This is a genomic window from Neorhizobium sp. BT27B, from assembly GCF_050455485.1.
Taxonomy (GTDB): Bacteria; Pseudomonadota; Alphaproteobacteria; order Rhizobiales; family Rhizobiaceae; genus Neorhizobium.
Genome location: NZ_JBCIYT010000003.1, coordinates 432,775 through 447,609, shown reverse-complemented (window position 1 = coordinate 447,609; position 14,835 = coordinate 432,775). Strand labels below are relative to the sequence as shown.

Here is a 14,835-nt window from a genome sequence, read left to right as displayed (position 1 = left end):
GAGCGACATATCTTCCATTCAGGAAGACATCAGGGATAAGGAAACATTCATGGCAAAGCTTCTCGTCACCGGCGCCAATGGCCAACTCGGCCGCGCCGTCATCCGCCACCTTCTGGAGACTGTGCAAGTTCCGGCAGCAGACATTGTCGCAGCCAGCCGCGACACCTCCAAGCTGGCCGATCTGGCCGCACTCGGCATCGAGGCCCGCAAGGCGGATTTCACCGATGAAGCGGGGCTGGAAGCCGCCTTTACCGGCGTTGAGCGCGTGCTGATCATTTCCACCGACGAACTGGCCGTTCCCGGGGCGCGTCTGCAACAGCACAGCAATGCCGTCAACGCGGCCAAAAAGGCAGGCGTGAGCCATGTGCTTTACACGTCGATGCCGAACCCGGACAAATCGCTGGTGAGCTTCGCGCCCGACCATCTCGGCACCGAAGAAGCCATCAAGGCAAGCGGCCTCAGCTACACCATCCTGCGCAATGCCTGGTATCACGACAATTACCTGATGAGCATGCCGCACAATCTTGAGGGCGGAAAATGGTTCACCGCGACCGGCGAAGGCAAGGTTGCCAATATCTCCCGTGACGACTGCGCCCGCGCCGCCGCCGCCGCACTCGCCAACCCGCCTGCCGGTAACCAGACGCTCACCCTTACCGGCTCGCAATCACTCAACGCCGATCAGATCGCAGCCATCGTTTCCAAGGCTGCAGGAAAACCTCTGGACGTGGTACAGGTGAATGGCGAGCAGCTCGCCGCCGGCATGGCAGCCGCAGGCCTGCCGGATTTTGTGGTGCGCATGCTGGCCTCGGCAGACGCCAACGTCGCCGCCGGCAATTTCGACCTCGTCACCGGCGATTTCAAGGCGCTGACCGGCCGCGACCCGCAATCGCTGCAGGCATTCTTTGAGGAAAGCCGCGCCGCGCTGGTTGGCTAAGCCGCGATTGCCAGAATGTGGAAGTGAGACTAGAGCGTGTCGCAGCTAATCTCACTTTTCACGGAGACATGAATGCGCACCATCGGCCTGATCGGCGGCATGAGCTTTGAAAGCACGGAAGTCTATTACCGGCTGATCAATGAGATGGTGCGCGACCGCATGGGCGGCTTTGCTTCGGCAGACCTGATGATGCATTCGGTAAATTTCGCAGACATCGTCGATATGCAGAAAAGCGGCCGCTGGGATCTGGCCGCCGATGCGCTATCGACAAGCGCCAGACGACTTCAGGCGGCGGGTGCCGCCTGCGTGCTGATCTGTACCAACACCACGCATCTCGTCGCCCCGCAGGTGGCTGCGGCCGTCGATATCCCGCTCATTCATATCATCGATGAAACTGCCGAAGCGCTTGCCGCACAAGGCCTGCGCCGTCCGCTTCTGCTCGCCACCCGTTACACGATGGAGCATGGCTTTTATACTGATCGCATGACGTCCCTCGGCATCGACGTCATGACACCTGAACCGGACGACCGCACCGCAATCCACGACATCATCTTCAACGAACTGTGTGCCGGCACGGTCAGGGAAAGCTCACGCGAAACAGCCCTCGGCATGATCGACAAGGCAAAGGCGTCCGGAGCCGACAGCGTCATACTCGGCTGCACGGAGATCTGCCTTCTGCTCGACCCCAAGCAACTGCCGCTTCCCGGAATAGATTCGGCCGCCGTGCATGCACAGGCGGCCGTGGATTTTTCGCTCACGTAAACGCGTAAACCGCCTCAGGATTCATCTTTCAGCGTTTCCTTCTGGGTGATCAGCCGGGCGCTGTGCAGGCCCGACATATGCGTCCACATCCAGCTCCATGCGACCGCAAGGCGAGAGCGATTGCCGATCAGGAAGTAGATGTGGGCAAGCCCCCAGATCCACCAGGCAAGCCCACCCTTCAGCTTGAACTTGCCGAAATCGATCACGGCGGCACGGCGGCCGATGGTCGCCAGACTTCCCTGATGGCGATAGCGGAACGGTCCCGGCACCGGCTTGCCGGCAAGACGCGCGTGAAGAAGTTTGGCGACATAAGCGCCCTGCTGCTTTGCCGCCGGCGCAATGCCCGGCACCGGCTTGCCGTCCTGCAGGACAAGCGCTGTGTCGCCGAGAACAAAAATGTTCGCATCGTCGGCAATGGCGAGATCGGGACCAACGACTGCACGCCCTGCCCGGTCGGCCTCGATATCCAGCCATTTTGCCGCCGGAGACGCCTGAACGCCGGCCGCCCACATCACGGTGCGGGCCGGAACGAACGTGTCGCCGATCGTCACGCCATCCTCGGTGATCGCCGTCACCGGCTTGCCGGTCAGCACTTCGACGCCGAGCTTTTCCAGCGCCGACTTAGCATAGGCCGAAAGATCCTCGGAAAACGCCGGAAGCACACGCGGGCCGGCCTCGACCAGAAGCACGCGGGTACGCTTGGTATCGATCTTGCGGAATTCCGACGGCAGGACCTGATGCGCCAGTTCGGCGATCATGCCGGCCATTTCAACTCCGGTCGGGCCGGCGCCGATAATGGCGAAGGTCAGTTGCGCATCCAGTTCGGCGGTGCGGTTGGTCAGTTCGGCACGCTCGAACGCCAGAAGCACGCGGCGACGCAGTGTGGTCGCATCCTCCAGCGTCTTCAGACCGGGCGCCACGCTTTCCCAGTCGTCGCGACCGAAATAGGCGTGGCGGGCACCGGTGGCCAGAACCAGCGTATCGTATTCCAGCACTTCGCCGGATTTCAGCTGCACCGTCCGGCTGGCGCGGTCGACACCAAGCACTTCGTCCAGCAGTGTCGTCACATCCGGGCGATCGCGATAAAGGCGGCGGATTGGCCATGCGATTTCAGAAGTCGCTAGAACCGTCGTCGCGACCTGATAGAGCAGCGGCTGGAAAAGGTGATGATTGCGTCGGTCGACGAGGGTGATCTTGACCGGAGCACCTTTGAGAGAATGCACAAGCTGCAGGCCTGCAAAGCCACCGCCGACGACGACAACACGATGTTCAGTCACAACCATTCCTTCCGGGAAACGCATCGACAATATGGATGCTGCGACGCAATATGGTTATTTACTGATAATCGTCAATTTGAAAACTGCGTCAGATTGTCTGCCCGCAGGCGCGCCGGAAGCGCCGCACGGTTTCCGCCATGCCGAACTCCAGCGCATCCGACGTCAGGCCATGGCCGATCGAGACTTCCGCCAGTTTCGGAATGCGCTTCACCAGTGCCGGAAGGTTCGCCACGGTCAGGTCATGCCCTGCATTGACGGAAAGCCCCTCGGCGATTGCGGCATCCGCCGTCTGCCCAAGCTTTTCCAGAATGGCAGCGCCGGCAGCCGCGTCTTCGTAACAGCCGCCATAAGGACCGGTGTAAAGCTCGATACGGTCAGCGCCTGTCGATTTGGCCAGCCGCACCGCCTCGACATCGCCGTCACCATCCGCGAACAACGATACCCGCATGCCCTTGCTCTTTAGCCGGCCAACCACCCGCTTCAACATCTCCTGATCGGCACGAAAGTCGAAACCGTGATCCGAAGTGGCCTGTGCCGGGTCGTCAGGCACCAACGTCACCTGCTCCGGCTCGGTACGCTCGCACAGCGCCAGAAAATCCTCGCTGGGATAACCTTCGATATTGAATTCCGCCTGCGGAAACTCGTCATCGATCAAGGCGCGGAGAACCGGCAGGTCGGAAAAGCGGATATGCCGCTGGTCGGGACGCGGATGCACGGTCAGTCCGCTCGCACCCGCCTGCAACGCGATCCGACCGAGATGTTCCAGGCTCGGCCACGGCAGATCGCGGCGATTGCGTAGCATGGCAATGGCATTGACGTTCACGGAAAGCGTAGTCGGCATGAGCAGGCGTCCCCACGGGATGGTCACAAAGGCATTTAACGTTTGCGAGCTTTAAGCCATCCGTCGTCACACACAACGTTTTTTGACAAAAACGCGCGTGCAGCACGATTGATGCCTGCGCGAAGAATACAGAAAATACAACTTATTATGGATGGAGAGTGAGGATTCACTACGGATGGTGAAAATGTCACCATCTGCTCATAAAAGCTGCGCCTCGGTGATTCGAGGGAAGCAGGGAGGGATTGAATGGTGACCGTGCAAAGCCGGCACCAGTCTCGCGCGACAAAGGAGCATCATGCGAGAAAGTCTCGATCTTTTTGGCACCCTGCAGGTGCCAGCCCATCTGTCGGCCTTCCCGGCCGGTTTCCTGCCGCATCTGGCGGGTATCGATGCCCTGCCGGCTCAACCGCTACCGATTGCCGAAATGGCGGATCTGTTCGGCGTCACCCATCGCACGCTGCATTTCTACGAGGAAAAGAACCTTCTTATCCCCGAACGCACAGGCACGATGCGGATCTATGACACCGGCTGCGTGATGCGCATGATGGTCATCAATACGTGTCGCGAAATCGGCATGACGCTCGCCGATATTCAAGACCTGATGGAACGGTTGAGCCTGACGCAATCGCAGTTGGAGGCCGATGAACTGTTTCGGGATTGCCTATCCACCCATCGCAGACGGCTGGTCACCGAAATATCGCTGATCACTCGAAAAATTACCCGGATTCGCACGATCATGAGCAGCGAGGAGGAGCCTATGCCTGCGCTATCGACAGCAGAGCCGCCGGCTCGGCTCTCCGACATGGAAAAACGCTGCCTTGGCCTGATGACCGAAGGCTACAAGGGCGGCAGCCTCGCATTGGCGCTCGGCATCTGCAGCGGTGAACTGCAGAGGCTGGAAGACACGATCATGACCAAGCTTGATGCGGCAAACCGCTATCAGGCGGCGGCAAAGGCAATCCTGTCCGGCATGTTGCCGAACTGAGTTTATCGCACGATGGTCAGCGTTTCGGCTGCACGCGTCACGGCCGTGTAGAGCCAGCGCTCACGGGTATCGCGAAAAGCCCAGCTTTCGTCGAACAAAACGACATTGTTCCACTGCGAACCCTGCGCCTTATGTACCGTCAGGGCATAACCGTAATCGAACTCGTCGTAACGCTTGCGCGTCGACCACGGGATTTCCTCTTCGGTCTCGAAAGACTGCTTGAGCAGTTTGATCTTGGCTGCGCCGCGGTCCATATCGTCGTCTTCCGGCCGGATCATCAGATTGATGCCGGGCTTGACGGTTTCGCGGGACGAACTCATGACCTGCCACAACGAGCCGTTGAGCAGGCCCTTGACCTGATCGTTGCGCAGGCAGACCAGCTTGTCACCCGATTGCGGATAGTCGGCGGTAAAACCCTTCAACTCCCGAAGGCGCTGATTATAGCGCTTGCGGGTCTTGTTGGTGCCGACCAGAACCTGATCCGCCTCCAGCACCAGTTCCTGATTGACCTCGTTTCGGGAAATCACCTTGGCGGTACCGTAATCGCCATGCATGATTTCCTTGCCCTCGCGGATCTGCATGGCAAGCTGGATGACCGGGTTGTCGCGTGCCTGACGGTGAATGTCGGTCAGCAGGTAATCGGGGTCCTGTTCGGTAAAATAACCGCCGCCCGAGACCGGCGGCAGCTGGCCAGGATCGCCAAGCACGAGAATGGGCGTGCCAAAACTCATCAGGTCACGGCCAAGCGCCTCGTCCACCATCGAGCATTCGTCGATGACGATCAGTGCCGCCTTGGCAACCGGGCTCTGACGATTGATGGAGAACATCGGCGCGATCGAGGTCTTGCCGGTATCTTCATCCTCGACCGCTTCCTCGCCGCGCGGGCGATAGATCAGCGAATGGATCGTCTTGGCATTGCTGGCACCGCGCGAGCGCAGAACCTGCGCCGCCTTGCCGGTGAAAGCCGCAAACAGCACATCGCCATCGACATGCTCGGCAAAGTGTTTTGCAAGCGTGGTCTTGCCGGTGCCGGCATAACCAAACAACCGGAAAACCGGCGTGCGACCGGCTTTCAGCCAGTCGGAAACGGCCTTCAGGGCCTCGTCCTGTTGCGGAGCAAATTGCATGCCGCGACTTGGCAGGATTCGGACAGCCAAAGCAACAGAAAAGAACGAAAGAGGATCAAATGGGCGGGGCTAAAAACCTTGGGACAGCCCCTGACCGATGTTTGAAGCGCCTGATCAGGCCGGCAGTTCGACCGTGAAGGCGAACCTCGCTTTTGCTCCGGGCGCCAGAGTGGTGGTCGACGGGCGGGCCGAGAGTTCCAGACCGGCACCGGCCTTGGCGGCCATGCCATGCCATGGCTCGATGCAGAGGAAGGGCGCGCCGACCTTCTGCCACAAAGCCAGATTGGGCAAGTTCTCGAATGTAAAATGCAATTGCGGACCGCCTTCAACGCCGTAGGTCAGGCCGTTGCCTGCGCCTTGCGGAAAGATCATCGCATCGGCCTCGAACATCGAGTGCTGAACCGTCAGGCGCCCTGCCTTGAACGGCGAATCGAGCAGCGTGCGAGGAACAAGGCCACCCTCAAGCCGTGACAGCGCCGGTTCACCACCATTGTCCAGCACGAGCTCGTGAGGCTTGCCTTCAGCCCCCGGCAGCGGCCAGAGAAACGCCGGATGGAAGCCGAGGCCGAAGGGCATATCGGCTTCGCCGCGGTTCTCCACCTCCGCGGCCACGGTCAGCTTTCGGCCTTCGACCGAATGCTCGATCGCCAGCAGAAAATCGAACGGATAGACGGCATGCGTAACATCCGATGCCACCAGTTCGAAACGACACATCGAAGGCGTCGAAGCGGTCAGATCGAAAGTGGTGCGGCGCGCAAAGCCATGCTGCGCCATCGGATAGACATGGCCGTCGATCTCGACATGATCATCCGGCGCCTTGCCGACAATCGGAAACAGAATTGGCGAGCGGCCGGTCCAATACTCGGAATCACCATCCCAGAGCCAGTCGCGACCGTCCTTCGTTTTCATGCTCTGCATCTCGGCGCCAAGCGGCGAAACCTCGACGGTAAGATATTCATTCCCGATCCGCACCGGCTGGGTCATCGCGCTTCCTTCAAGATCTGCTCTCTCGATTCGTTCCTGTGGAACTTAGTCGCCCCACGCGCTGTTGCCAGCCGCATCTCGTCTTAAAATATTTTCTTTGACGGGAATAAACGCGCCCCTACCGGTGTCTTGTCTATCGGACGGCAGAGGAAACCGCCCTTAACCCGAGGAGAGAACCGATGAAGACACCGACATTCCTGTCCAGCCTGACGATCGCTACCATCTTCGCCACCGCGGCATTCGCCGCCAGCCCGGTCAAAACCGTCAAGACGGCCAAAGGCGAAGTGCTTGCCGGCGAGAAGGGCATGACGCTCTATACATTCAAGAACGACAAGTCCGGTACCTCCAACTGCTACGACAAATGCGCCACCAACTGGCCGCCGCTTCTGGCCGCTTCCGATGCCAAGGCCGAAGGTGCATACTCGCTCGTCACCCGCAAGGACGGGCAGAAACAATGGGCCAAGGACGGCATGCCGCTTTACTACTGGGTCAAGGACACCAAGGAAGGCGACACCACCGGTGATGGCGTGAATGGCGTGTGGGATGTCGCGAAACCCTGACGACACCAAAGGCGATTGCGGATCGGCGGCGGGGAAAGCCTTCTCCGCCGTCGATCAGGCATCGACATCCGTGGAGACCGACATGCTGGCCCTTCTGCCGGCATTGCGTCGTTATTCCCGCAGCCTTACACGCTCGGACATCGAGGGCGAAGATCTTCTGCAGGACTGCGTCGAAAAGGTGCTTGTCCATGGCAACCAGTGGCGTGGCGGCAGTTTCAAATCCTGGACATACCGGATCATGACCAATCTTCACCTCAACCGCCGCCGCACGCAGCAACGTCATCCGACGGTGCCGATCGACGAGGCGGCGGCAACCGCCGAACCCGAAATGGCCACAGACCCCCTCGAAAATCGCAGACTGATGGCAGCACTGGAAACGCTCGCGCCGGAATTCCGGGCGGTGCTGATGCTCGTCGTGGTCGAGGGGCACAGCTATCAGGAGGTTGCCGACATGCTGGACATCCCACTCGGTACGGTGATGTCACGCCTGTCGCGGGCGCGCCATGCGCTGCGTGAAAAACTGCGGCAGGAAAACGTCATTCAAATGCGGAGACCGCAATGAGCGCCACCAAGCCTGTTACCGATGCGGATCTCAATGCTTATGTCGACGGCTTTCTCGATGCCGAGGACAGACTGCGTGTCGAACAGTTCCTGGCGGACAACCCCGATGCCGCCACCATGCTCGCCGACTGGCAGAGCGATAATGAAGCCTTGCGTGCAGCCTTTGCCAGCAAAGCCGTTTCCCGACCGGGAGATCAGGCGCTCGTGACCTACGCCGGCAGACCGGTATTCAGTACCCGCCGCCGATTGCCGGCGATGGTTGCCGCCGTCCTGTTGATATTTGCCGCTGGCGCAGCCGTCGGCCATCTGGGTCCGCGTCTGCTGAATACCCACGAGATCGAACTGACCGATAGCGAGATCCTGCCACAGGAGTCCAAGAACGCTTTTCTCGTTTACGCCAGCGAAGTCCGGCATCCTGTCGAGGTTTTTGCAGACGAGGAAACACATCTGGCGACATGGCTGGGCAAACGACTGGCGATCGACAAACTGAAGGTCCCGGATCTGAAACCGCTCGGTTTCAAGCTGGTCGGCGGCCGGCTTTTGCCTGTGGATGGCCGCGCGGGTGCAATGTTCATGTACGAGGACGGCTTCGGTCAGCGCATAACGGTGCTTGTTGGTCGCAACGCGGACAACCGCAATACGAGTTTCCGCTTCGCTTCTGCCGACAGGCTCGAAACGTTTTACTGGATCGATAACGCGTTAGGGTATGCCGTGACCGGCGAGATTTCGCGGGATCTGCTGCGCCGGGTCGCCGAGGAATGTTACCGGCAATTTCCCTCGTGAGCGCAATTCCGGCAATAACGATGGCGTTGTTTTGATCTGTATCGCCGCGCAGCATTCGCTGGCTCTGTAACATCCGGCTACCCGCCGTAGACATACGTTATTGTGCAGCCCAAAAGTTCTGGAAATCTCGGCGACAGGCCTTATGTTGATGAAATAACAGCAGCGGAAGCCCCATGTCTGACGCCCCGAAAATCCTCAACCCAACCGTTTCACTTCCCGATGGCACCGGTGTACCGACGCTCGGCGCGGGCACCTGGAACATGGGCGAAAACGCCCGACACAAGGCGGCAGAGATCGACGCCCTTCGCCATGCCATGGACCTCGGCATGACGCTCATCGACACGGCGGAAATGTACGGCGAAGGCGGTGCGGAAGAGATTGTCGGCGAAGCGATCAAGGGGCGTCGCCACGAGGTCTTCCTTGTGTCGAAAGTCTACCCCCAGAATGCCAGCCGCGACGGCGTGATCGCCGCCTGCGAGCGCAGCCTGCGACGCATGCGCACCGACCGCATCGACCTTTACCTGCTGCACTGGCGCGGCAGCCACCCGCTGGCGGAAACGGTGGAAGGTTTCAAGACACTCGTCAAACAGGGAAAGATCGGCAACTGGGGCGTTTCGAATTTCGACACCGCCGACATGAAGGAACTGTTTTCAGTGCCGCATGGCGATCGCTGCGCCGTCAATCAGGTTCTTTACAATATCGGCCGTCGCGGCATCGAATATGATCTGATGCCATGGTGCGTCGGCAATGGCATTCCGATCATGGCCTATTCGCCGATCGAGCAGGGCCGCCTCGCCCACCATCCCGACCTGATCGATATTGCCCGCGCTCACAACGCCACGCCGGCACAGGTGGCGCTTGCCTTCGTGCTTCAGCATTTTGGCGTGATCGCCATTCCAAAGGCGTCGAACAAGGCGCATGTCGAGGAAAATGTCAGGGCGCTTGCACTGCGGCTGCTGGACGACGAATGGCAGAAGCTCAACGCTATCTTCCCAGCCCCGACCAAGGCACGACCGCTGGAAATGCTGTAACCCAAAAGAAAGTGGGGCGATCCAAGGACCGCCCCAAAAAAGATTACATGCCCTGCGGCCCGCGGTTCATCGCTGCGATGCCGGTGCGGCAGACTTCGATGAGGCCGAGCGGTTTCACCACCGCCACGAACTGGTCGATCTTCGACGATTTTCCGGTGATCTCGAAGATGAAGTGTTCGACCGTTGCATCCACCACCTTGGCCTGGAAGGCATCTGCCAGCCGCAATGCCTCGGCGCGGCTTTCACCCGAACCGGCCACCTTGATCAGCGCCACTTCGCGCTCGATCGGGCGTTCCTGGCCAAGCTGGCCGGCGCGCACCGTCAGGTCGACGACGCGGTGAACCGGCACGATGCGCTCCAGCTGCGCCTTGATCTGCTCCAGCACCAGCGGCGTACCGTTGGTGACGATGGTGATGCGCGACAGATGCGACTCGTGTTCTGTCTCCGAAACGGTGAGACTTTCGATATTGTAGCCACGGCCGGAAAAAAGGCCGATGACGCGGGCGAGAACGCCCGGTTCGTTGGTGACGAGAACCGATAGCGTGTGGCTCTCGACTTTGGCGGTCTCCGGGCTGATGAAATAGGCCGAGCCGGTCGGTTGCTGATGTGCGTTCATGATCTGGGTTCGCTCCCTCAAAACTTCGTCTGGAATGCCGGCTCGTATCAAACGAGCTGGCGATCCTTCGCATCGATCGCCTGAGCAACCGCTTCGTCCGTGGCTTCGTCTGGCAGCAGCATCTCGTTGTGCGCCTTGCCCGACGGGATCATCGGGAAGCAGTTGGCGAGATTGGCAACCCGGCAATCGAAGATGACCGGAGCCTTCACGGCAATCATCTCGGCAATCTTCTCGTCCAGTTCCTTCGGATCGTCGCAATACATGCCGACCGCGCCATAGGCTTCCGCCAGCTTGACGAAATCAGGCATGGCTTCCGTGTAGGAATTCGACAGACGGTTGCCATGCAGCAGCTGCTGCCACTGGCGCACCATGCCCATGTACTGGTTGTTCAGGATGAAGATCTTGACCGGCAGGTTATGCTGGATGGCGCAAGACATTTCCTGGATGCACATCTGGATAGAGGCATCGCCGGCGATGTCGATGACCAGAGCATCGGGATGTGCCACCTGCACGCCAAGTGCTGCCGGCAGACCGTAACCCATCGTGCCGAGACCACCCGAGGTCATCCAGCGGTTCGGCTCCTCGAAGCCAAAGAACTGGGCGGCCCACATCTGGTGCTGACCAACTTCCGTGGTGATGAAGGTGGAATGCCCCTTGGTCGCCTCGTAAAGACGCTCCAGCGCATATTGCGGCATGATGACGTCGTTCGAGTTCTTGTAGGAGAACGACTTTCTGGCGCGCCAGGTTTCTATCGAAGACCACCATTCGGCCGTCTGCGCCTTTTCCGGCTTTTTGGGCAGCGCCCGCCACAGGCGAACCATGTCTTCGAGAACATGGCCGACATCGCCGATGATCGGAATGTCGACACGGACGTTCTTGTTGATCGACGAAGGGTCGATATCGATGTGGATCTTGCGCGAGTTCGGCGAGAATGCATTCAGGCGACCGGTAATCCGGTCGTCGAAACGCGCACCGACGCAAACCATGACATCGCAGTCATGCATGGTCAGATTGGCCTCGTAGGAACCGTGCATGCCGAGCATGCCGAGCCAGTTCTTGCCGGATGCCGGATAGGCACCCAGGCCCATCAGCGTCGAAGTGATCGGGAAATTGGTGAGTTCGACCAGTTCGCGCAGCAGTTTCGAAGCTTCCGGGCCGGCATTGATGACACCACCGCCGGTATAGAGAACCGGACGACGCGCCGTCGCCATCAGTTCGACAGCAGCCTGAATGGCATTGAGATCGCCATTGACCTTGGGCTGGTAGCTTTTCGAAGACGCCATTTCGGATGGCGACGTATAGGTGCCGGTCGCAAACTGGATATCCTTCGGGATATCGACCACGACCGGACCCGGACGGCCACTCTGGGCGATACGGAAGGCTTCATGGATGATGCCGGCCAGTTCGTCGACATTCTTCACCAGCCAGTTGTGCTTGGTGCAGGGCCGAGTAATGCCGACGGTATCGGCTTCCTGAAACGCATCGGAACCGATCAGCGTGGTCGGCACCTGGCCGGTCAGGCAGACGAGCGGGATCGAATCCATCAGCGCATCCTGCAGCGGCGTCACCGCATTGGTGGCGCCGGGACCGGACGTGACGAGCATGACGCCGACCTTGCCGGTGGAGCGGGCATAACCTTCGGCCGCGTGGCCGGCACCCTGTTCATGACGGACGAGAATGTGCTGGATGTCTTCCTGCTGAAAGATCTCGTCATAGATCGGAAGCACGGCGCCACCGGGATAGCCGAAAATATGCTCGACGCCATTGTCCTTCAAAGCGCGAAGCACGATTTCGGCGCCTGTCATTCGGTTGCCGTTATCCGCCGTATCCGTCATGTCATATCCTCCTGGGGTCTGGCCTTTTATATCTGCAATGGCCGGGATTGCTGCTGGAGTTTTTTTGCTTCCGATCCGTTGTGCATTGTGTTTGCCGACCGGGAACAAGGCATAAAAAAAGGCCCCTTGAGGAGCCTGTCTTTCCGCGCATGGGTGGCTAACGCCGGATGGTTACACCATCCTGCCCATGCGCGTTCCCACCACAATAAGAGCGATCGAATTTTTCATGGGCCGAGTGTTAGCGGCAAACATATTGCCCGTCAACGCGAAAGCGCTGAAAAATTGCCGTCGGCCCCTGCCCGGCAAGATGAAACAGACTTGTCGCATGCGACAACTTATTGAAACCCCTTATTAAGCTGCCTGCGCTAATGTCCCCCAAGATTAAAGGGGCAGGCCCCATAAGTAATTGCTAGTTCGTTTCAGCCCGACCCAGAGAATAGGGGCCATTTAGTGCGTAACAGTGACTTTCAGAAAGCAATGACGGCCGGCGAACAGGAACGGCGCGATGGCGACAGGCCCGGCAACCGGCTGCTTGGACGAGTCGTTGCCTGTAATGGCGCCCACGCAACCATTGCTGCAGTCGCTGAAGACGGCGAAACAGGACTGACGGAACTGTGGTCGGTCGGGCGTCTGATTTCGATCAGCGTTGGCACCAACCGCGTCGTCGCCATTTCCTATTCCATGTCGACCGAGAAGAACGAATGGATCGACGGTGGCGACAACGAATTCCGCATCGAGGTCGAACTGCTGGGCGAAGTCCGCGTCAGCCCGGACGGCCGTGAGGAATTTTCACGCGGAATTTCCCGCTATCCCTATCTCGGCGCTATCGCCCACCGCATCCGCGCGGCAGACCTCGTGCGCATTTACGATACCGGACAGAGCGAAAGCTGCGTTGTCGGCAAGCTGACGCAGGACGAAGCGATCGACGCGACAATTCATATTCCGTCGATGCTGTCGAAACACTTCGCTGTCGTCGGCTCCACCGGCGTCGGCAAGTCGACGGCGGTGTCGTTGCTGCTGAACAAGGCTATCGAAGCCGATCCTAAGCTTCGCGTACTCATCCTCGATCCGCACAACGAATTCGCGGCAGCCTTCCCGGAAAAAGCGGTCGTCATTGATACCGACACGCTCGACCTGCCGTTCTGGCTGATGCGGCTGGAAGAGTTTGCCGAGGTGGTTTTCCGTGGGCGCCCGCCGGTCGCCGACGAACTCGACATTCTGCGAGACGTCATTCCGGAGGCAAAACGCGCTTTCCGCGGCAGCGACTCCTCGCTGATGCGCCGCACCACCGAAAAAAGCTCGGTCACCGCCGACACGCCCGTCCCTTATCGCATGGCCGACCTTCTCGCCCTGATCGACGAGCGTATCGGCCGCCTTGAGGGCCGCAGCGAAAAGCCGGTGCTGCGCTCGCTGAAAATGCGCGTCACCTCTGCGATCAACGATCCGCGCTACCACTTCATGTTCTCCAACAACACGATCCAAGACACGATCATGGAGACCATTGCGCACATTTTCCGCATTCCCGGCGACGATCGGCCGATCTCAACGTTCCAGCTGGCCGGCATTCCGTCGGAAGTCGTCAATTCTGTCGTCTCCATCCTCTGCCGCATGTCGTTCGAACTGGCGCTATGGAGCAATGGCGCCATTCACATGCTGGTCGTCTGCGAGGAAGCCCACCGTTACGTGCCGGCCGACCGCGAACTCGGCTTCGTGCCGACCCGGCAGGCCATCGCCCGCATCGCCAAGGAAGGTCGTAAATACGGCGTTTCCCTCGGTGTTATCACCCAGCGTCCGGGCGAGCTCGACCAGACCATCCTGTCACAGTGCTCGACGGTTTTTGCGATGCGACTGGCCAATGACAAGGACCAGGACATCATCCGCTCGGCCATTCCCAACTCGTCGATCTCGACGACAAGTTTTCTATCGTCGATCGGCAACGGCGAAGCCATTGCCTTCGGCGAGGCCATCTCGGTGCCTATGCGCATGCGCTTCACCCGTGTCGACCAGAGCCATCTGCCGAAAGCCAATGGCGCAAGCGCTGCCCATTACGGGGATGACGAAACACCCGACACCGTGGATCTGCGTTCCGTCGTCTCGCGCATGCGCTCCGTCGCCGGCCCCGACATCAGCAATTTTCAGCGCAGCGTCAGCAGCCAGAGTTTTTCGCTCTCGCAGACGGATAACTACATCGATGATGCAGACGACGATGGCGCAAGCGATGCCGAACTGGCACGCTGGAACAACGAAATGCGCACCGAAGACATTCCACCGCTTGCACCCGGCCAGACCGCCCAGCCGCAATCGACGGAAGGTCTGGAGCCGTACCGCCCGGATATGCTGCCACGCCTTTCCCGCGATGCCGAGCCATCCCGGCCGACACGCTTTACGGAAGTCCGCCGCGACGCCGCATCCGATTTCACCGGACTTGGCCGCACAGACGCCTCGCGCCCCGCTTTCGGTCGTTCCGAAGGCAGCGGATCGCTGCGCGACAGCCTGCTGAAAAAGCCGCTCAGCAGCCTTTACGACAAGGACTGACCCG

At 59.8% G+C, this 14,835-nt stretch carries 14 protein-coding genes; 8 read left to right on the top strand and 6 right to left on the bottom strand.

Annotated elements, in window-relative coordinates:
* Window positions 1-49 precede the first annotated feature (49 nt).
* Complete coding sequence (locus tag AAIH70_RS10820) at window positions 50-934, top strand: SDR family oxidoreductase (RefSeq protein WP_132272237.1); 885 nt, start codon at window positions 50-52, stop codon at window positions 932-934.
* Window positions 935-1,006: 72 nt separating this feature from the next.
* Window positions 1,007-1,696 carry an aspartate/glutamate racemase family protein gene (locus AAIH70_RS10815; RefSeq protein WP_430034022.1) on the top strand — a complete coding sequence of 230 codons (690 nt, stop codon included), beginning with the start codon at window positions 1,007-1,009 and terminating at the stop codon, window positions 1,694-1,696.
* A gap of 14 nt (window positions 1,697-1,710) precedes the next feature.
* On the opposite strand, the gene AAIH70_RS10810 is transcribed toward AAIH70_RS10815, so the two are convergent.
* A complete protein-coding gene (locus AAIH70_RS10810; RefSeq protein WP_132272235.1) occupies window positions 1,711-2,973 on the bottom strand; it encodes an NAD(P)/FAD-dependent oxidoreductase in 1,263 nt (420 codons plus the stop codon).
* An 88-nt stretch (window positions 2,974-3,061) separates the two neighbouring features.
* Entirely contained in the window at window positions 3,062-3,814 is a 753-nt protein-coding gene (locus tag AAIH70_RS10805) for a pyridoxine 5'-phosphate synthase (RefSeq protein ID WP_132272234.1), read from the bottom strand.
* Between the two features lie 295 nt (window positions 3,815-4,109).
* On the opposite strand from AAIH70_RS10805, the gene AAIH70_RS10800 reads away from it, so the two are divergent.
* A complete protein-coding gene (locus AAIH70_RS10800) occupies window positions 4,110-4,799 on the top strand; it encodes a MerR family transcriptional regulator (RefSeq protein WP_132272233.1) in 690 nt (229 codons plus the stop codon).
* A gap of 2 nt (window positions 4,800-4,801) precedes the next feature.
* Here AAIH70_RS10800 and AAIH70_RS10795 read toward each other — a convergent pair whose 3' ends face one another.
* Together AAIH70_RS10795 and AAIH70_RS10790 are read right to left on the bottom strand one after the other, a co-directional pair.
* Window positions 4,802-5,926, bottom strand: a complete 1,125-nt coding sequence (locus AAIH70_RS10795) for an ATP-dependent DNA helicase (protein WP_430034019.1) — start codon at window positions 5,924-5,926, stop codon at window positions 4,802-4,804.
* Between the two features lie 114 nt (window positions 5,927-6,040).
* The gene (locus tag AAIH70_RS10790; protein ID WP_132272231.1) at window positions 6,041-6,910 is read right to left on the bottom strand and encodes an aldose 1-epimerase family protein; all 870 of its coding nucleotides are present in this window, start codon (window positions 6,908-6,910) and stop codon (window positions 6,041-6,043) included.
* Window positions 6,911-7,089: 179 nt separating this feature from the next.
* On the opposite strand from AAIH70_RS10790, the gene AAIH70_RS10785 reads away from it, so the two are divergent.
* The 4 genes from AAIH70_RS10785 (at window position 7,090) to AAIH70_RS10770 (ending at window position 9,845) form a co-directional block, all read left to right on the top strand.
* The gene (locus AAIH70_RS10785; RefSeq protein ID WP_132272230.1) at window positions 7,090-7,470 is read left to right on the top strand and encodes a COG4315 family predicted lipoprotein; all 381 of its coding nucleotides are present in this window, start codon (window positions 7,090-7,092) and stop codon (window positions 7,468-7,470) included.
* A complete protein-coding gene (locus tag AAIH70_RS10780) occupies window positions 7,454-8,032 on the top strand; it encodes an RNA polymerase sigma factor (RefSeq protein ID WP_132272229.1) in 579 nt (192 codons plus the stop codon). Before AAIH70_RS10785 ends, AAIH70_RS10780 begins: the two co-directional genes overlap by 17 nt.
* Window positions 8,029-8,814 (top strand): anti-sigma factor family protein, encoded by a 786-nt coding sequence (locus AAIH70_RS10775; protein WP_132272228.1) that lies wholly within the window; start codon window positions 8,029-8,031, stop codon window positions 8,812-8,814. Before AAIH70_RS10780 ends, AAIH70_RS10775 begins: the two co-directional genes overlap by 4 nt.
* Before the next feature lie 173 nt (window positions 8,815-8,987).
* A complete protein-coding gene (locus AAIH70_RS10770; RefSeq protein ID WP_132272227.1) occupies window positions 8,988-9,845 on the top strand; it encodes an aldo/keto reductase in 858 nt (285 codons plus the stop codon).
* A 43-nt stretch (window positions 9,846-9,888) separates the two neighbouring features.
* On the opposite strand, the gene ilvN is transcribed toward AAIH70_RS10770, so the two are convergent.
* Entirely contained in the window at window positions 9,889-10,461 is a 573-nt protein-coding gene (gene ilvN, locus AAIH70_RS10765) for an acetolactate synthase small subunit (protein ID WP_132272226.1), read from the bottom strand.
* 47 nt (window positions 10,462-10,508) lie between these two features.
* Complete coding sequence (locus AAIH70_RS10760; RefSeq protein ID WP_132272225.1) at window positions 10,509-12,296, bottom strand: acetolactate synthase 3 large subunit; 1,788 nt, start codon at window positions 12,294-12,296, stop codon at window positions 10,509-10,511.
* 477 nt (window positions 12,297-12,773) lie between these two features.
* Between AAIH70_RS10760 and AAIH70_RS10755 the strand changes: the two genes are divergently transcribed.
* Complete coding sequence (locus AAIH70_RS10755; protein ID WP_165931953.1) at window positions 12,774-14,831, top strand: ATP-binding protein; 2,058 nt, start codon at window positions 12,774-12,776, stop codon at window positions 14,829-14,831.
* The last annotated feature ends 4 nt before the right edge of the window (window positions 14,832-14,835 follow it).

Coding starts and splice junctions, on each gene's coding strand:
- AAIH70_RS10820 (WP_132272237.1), top strand. CDS start 50: ATGGCAAAGCTTCTCGTCACCGGCGCCAATGGCCAACTCGGCCGCGCC.
- AAIH70_RS10815 (WP_430034022.1), top strand. CDS start 1,007: ATGCGCACCATCGGCCTGATCGGCGGCATGAGCTTTGAAAGCACGGAA.
- AAIH70_RS10805 (WP_132272234.1), bottom strand. CDS start 3,814: ATGCCGACTACGCTTTCCGTGAACGTCAATGCCATTGCCATGCTACGC.
- AAIH70_RS10800 (WP_132272233.1), top strand. CDS start 4,110: ATGCGAGAAAGTCTCGATCTTTTTGGCACCCTGCAGGTGCCAGCCCAT.
- AAIH70_RS10795 (WP_430034019.1), bottom strand. CDS start 5,926: ATGCAATTTGCTCCGCAACAGGACGAGGCCCTGAAGGCCGTTTCCGAC.
- AAIH70_RS10790 (WP_132272231.1), bottom strand. CDS start 6,910: ATGACCCAGCCGGTGCGGATCGGGAATGAATATCTTACCGTCGAGGTT.
- AAIH70_RS10785 (WP_132272230.1), top strand. CDS start 7,090: ATGAAGACACCGACATTCCTGTCCAGCCTGACGATCGCTACCATCTTC.
- AAIH70_RS10780 (WP_132272229.1), top strand. CDS start 7,454: ATGTCGCGAAACCCTGACGACACCAAAGGCGATTGCGGATCGGCGGCG.
- AAIH70_RS10775 (WP_132272228.1), top strand. CDS start 8,029: ATGAGCGCCACCAAGCCTGTTACCGATGCGGATCTCAATGCTTATGTC.
- AAIH70_RS10770 (WP_132272227.1), top strand. CDS start 8,988: ATGTCTGACGCCCCGAAAATCCTCAACCCAACCGTTTCACTTCCCGAT.
- ilvN (WP_132272226.1), bottom strand. CDS start 10,461: ATGAACGCACATCAGCAACCGACCGGCTCGGCCTATTTCATCAGCCCG.
- AAIH70_RS10760 (WP_132272225.1), bottom strand. CDS start 12,296: ATGACGGATACGGCGGATAACGGCAACCGAATGACAGGCGCCGAAATC.
- AAIH70_RS10755 (WP_165931953.1), top strand. CDS start 12,774: ATGACGGCCGGCGAACAGGAACGGCGCGATGGCGACAGGCCCGGCAAC.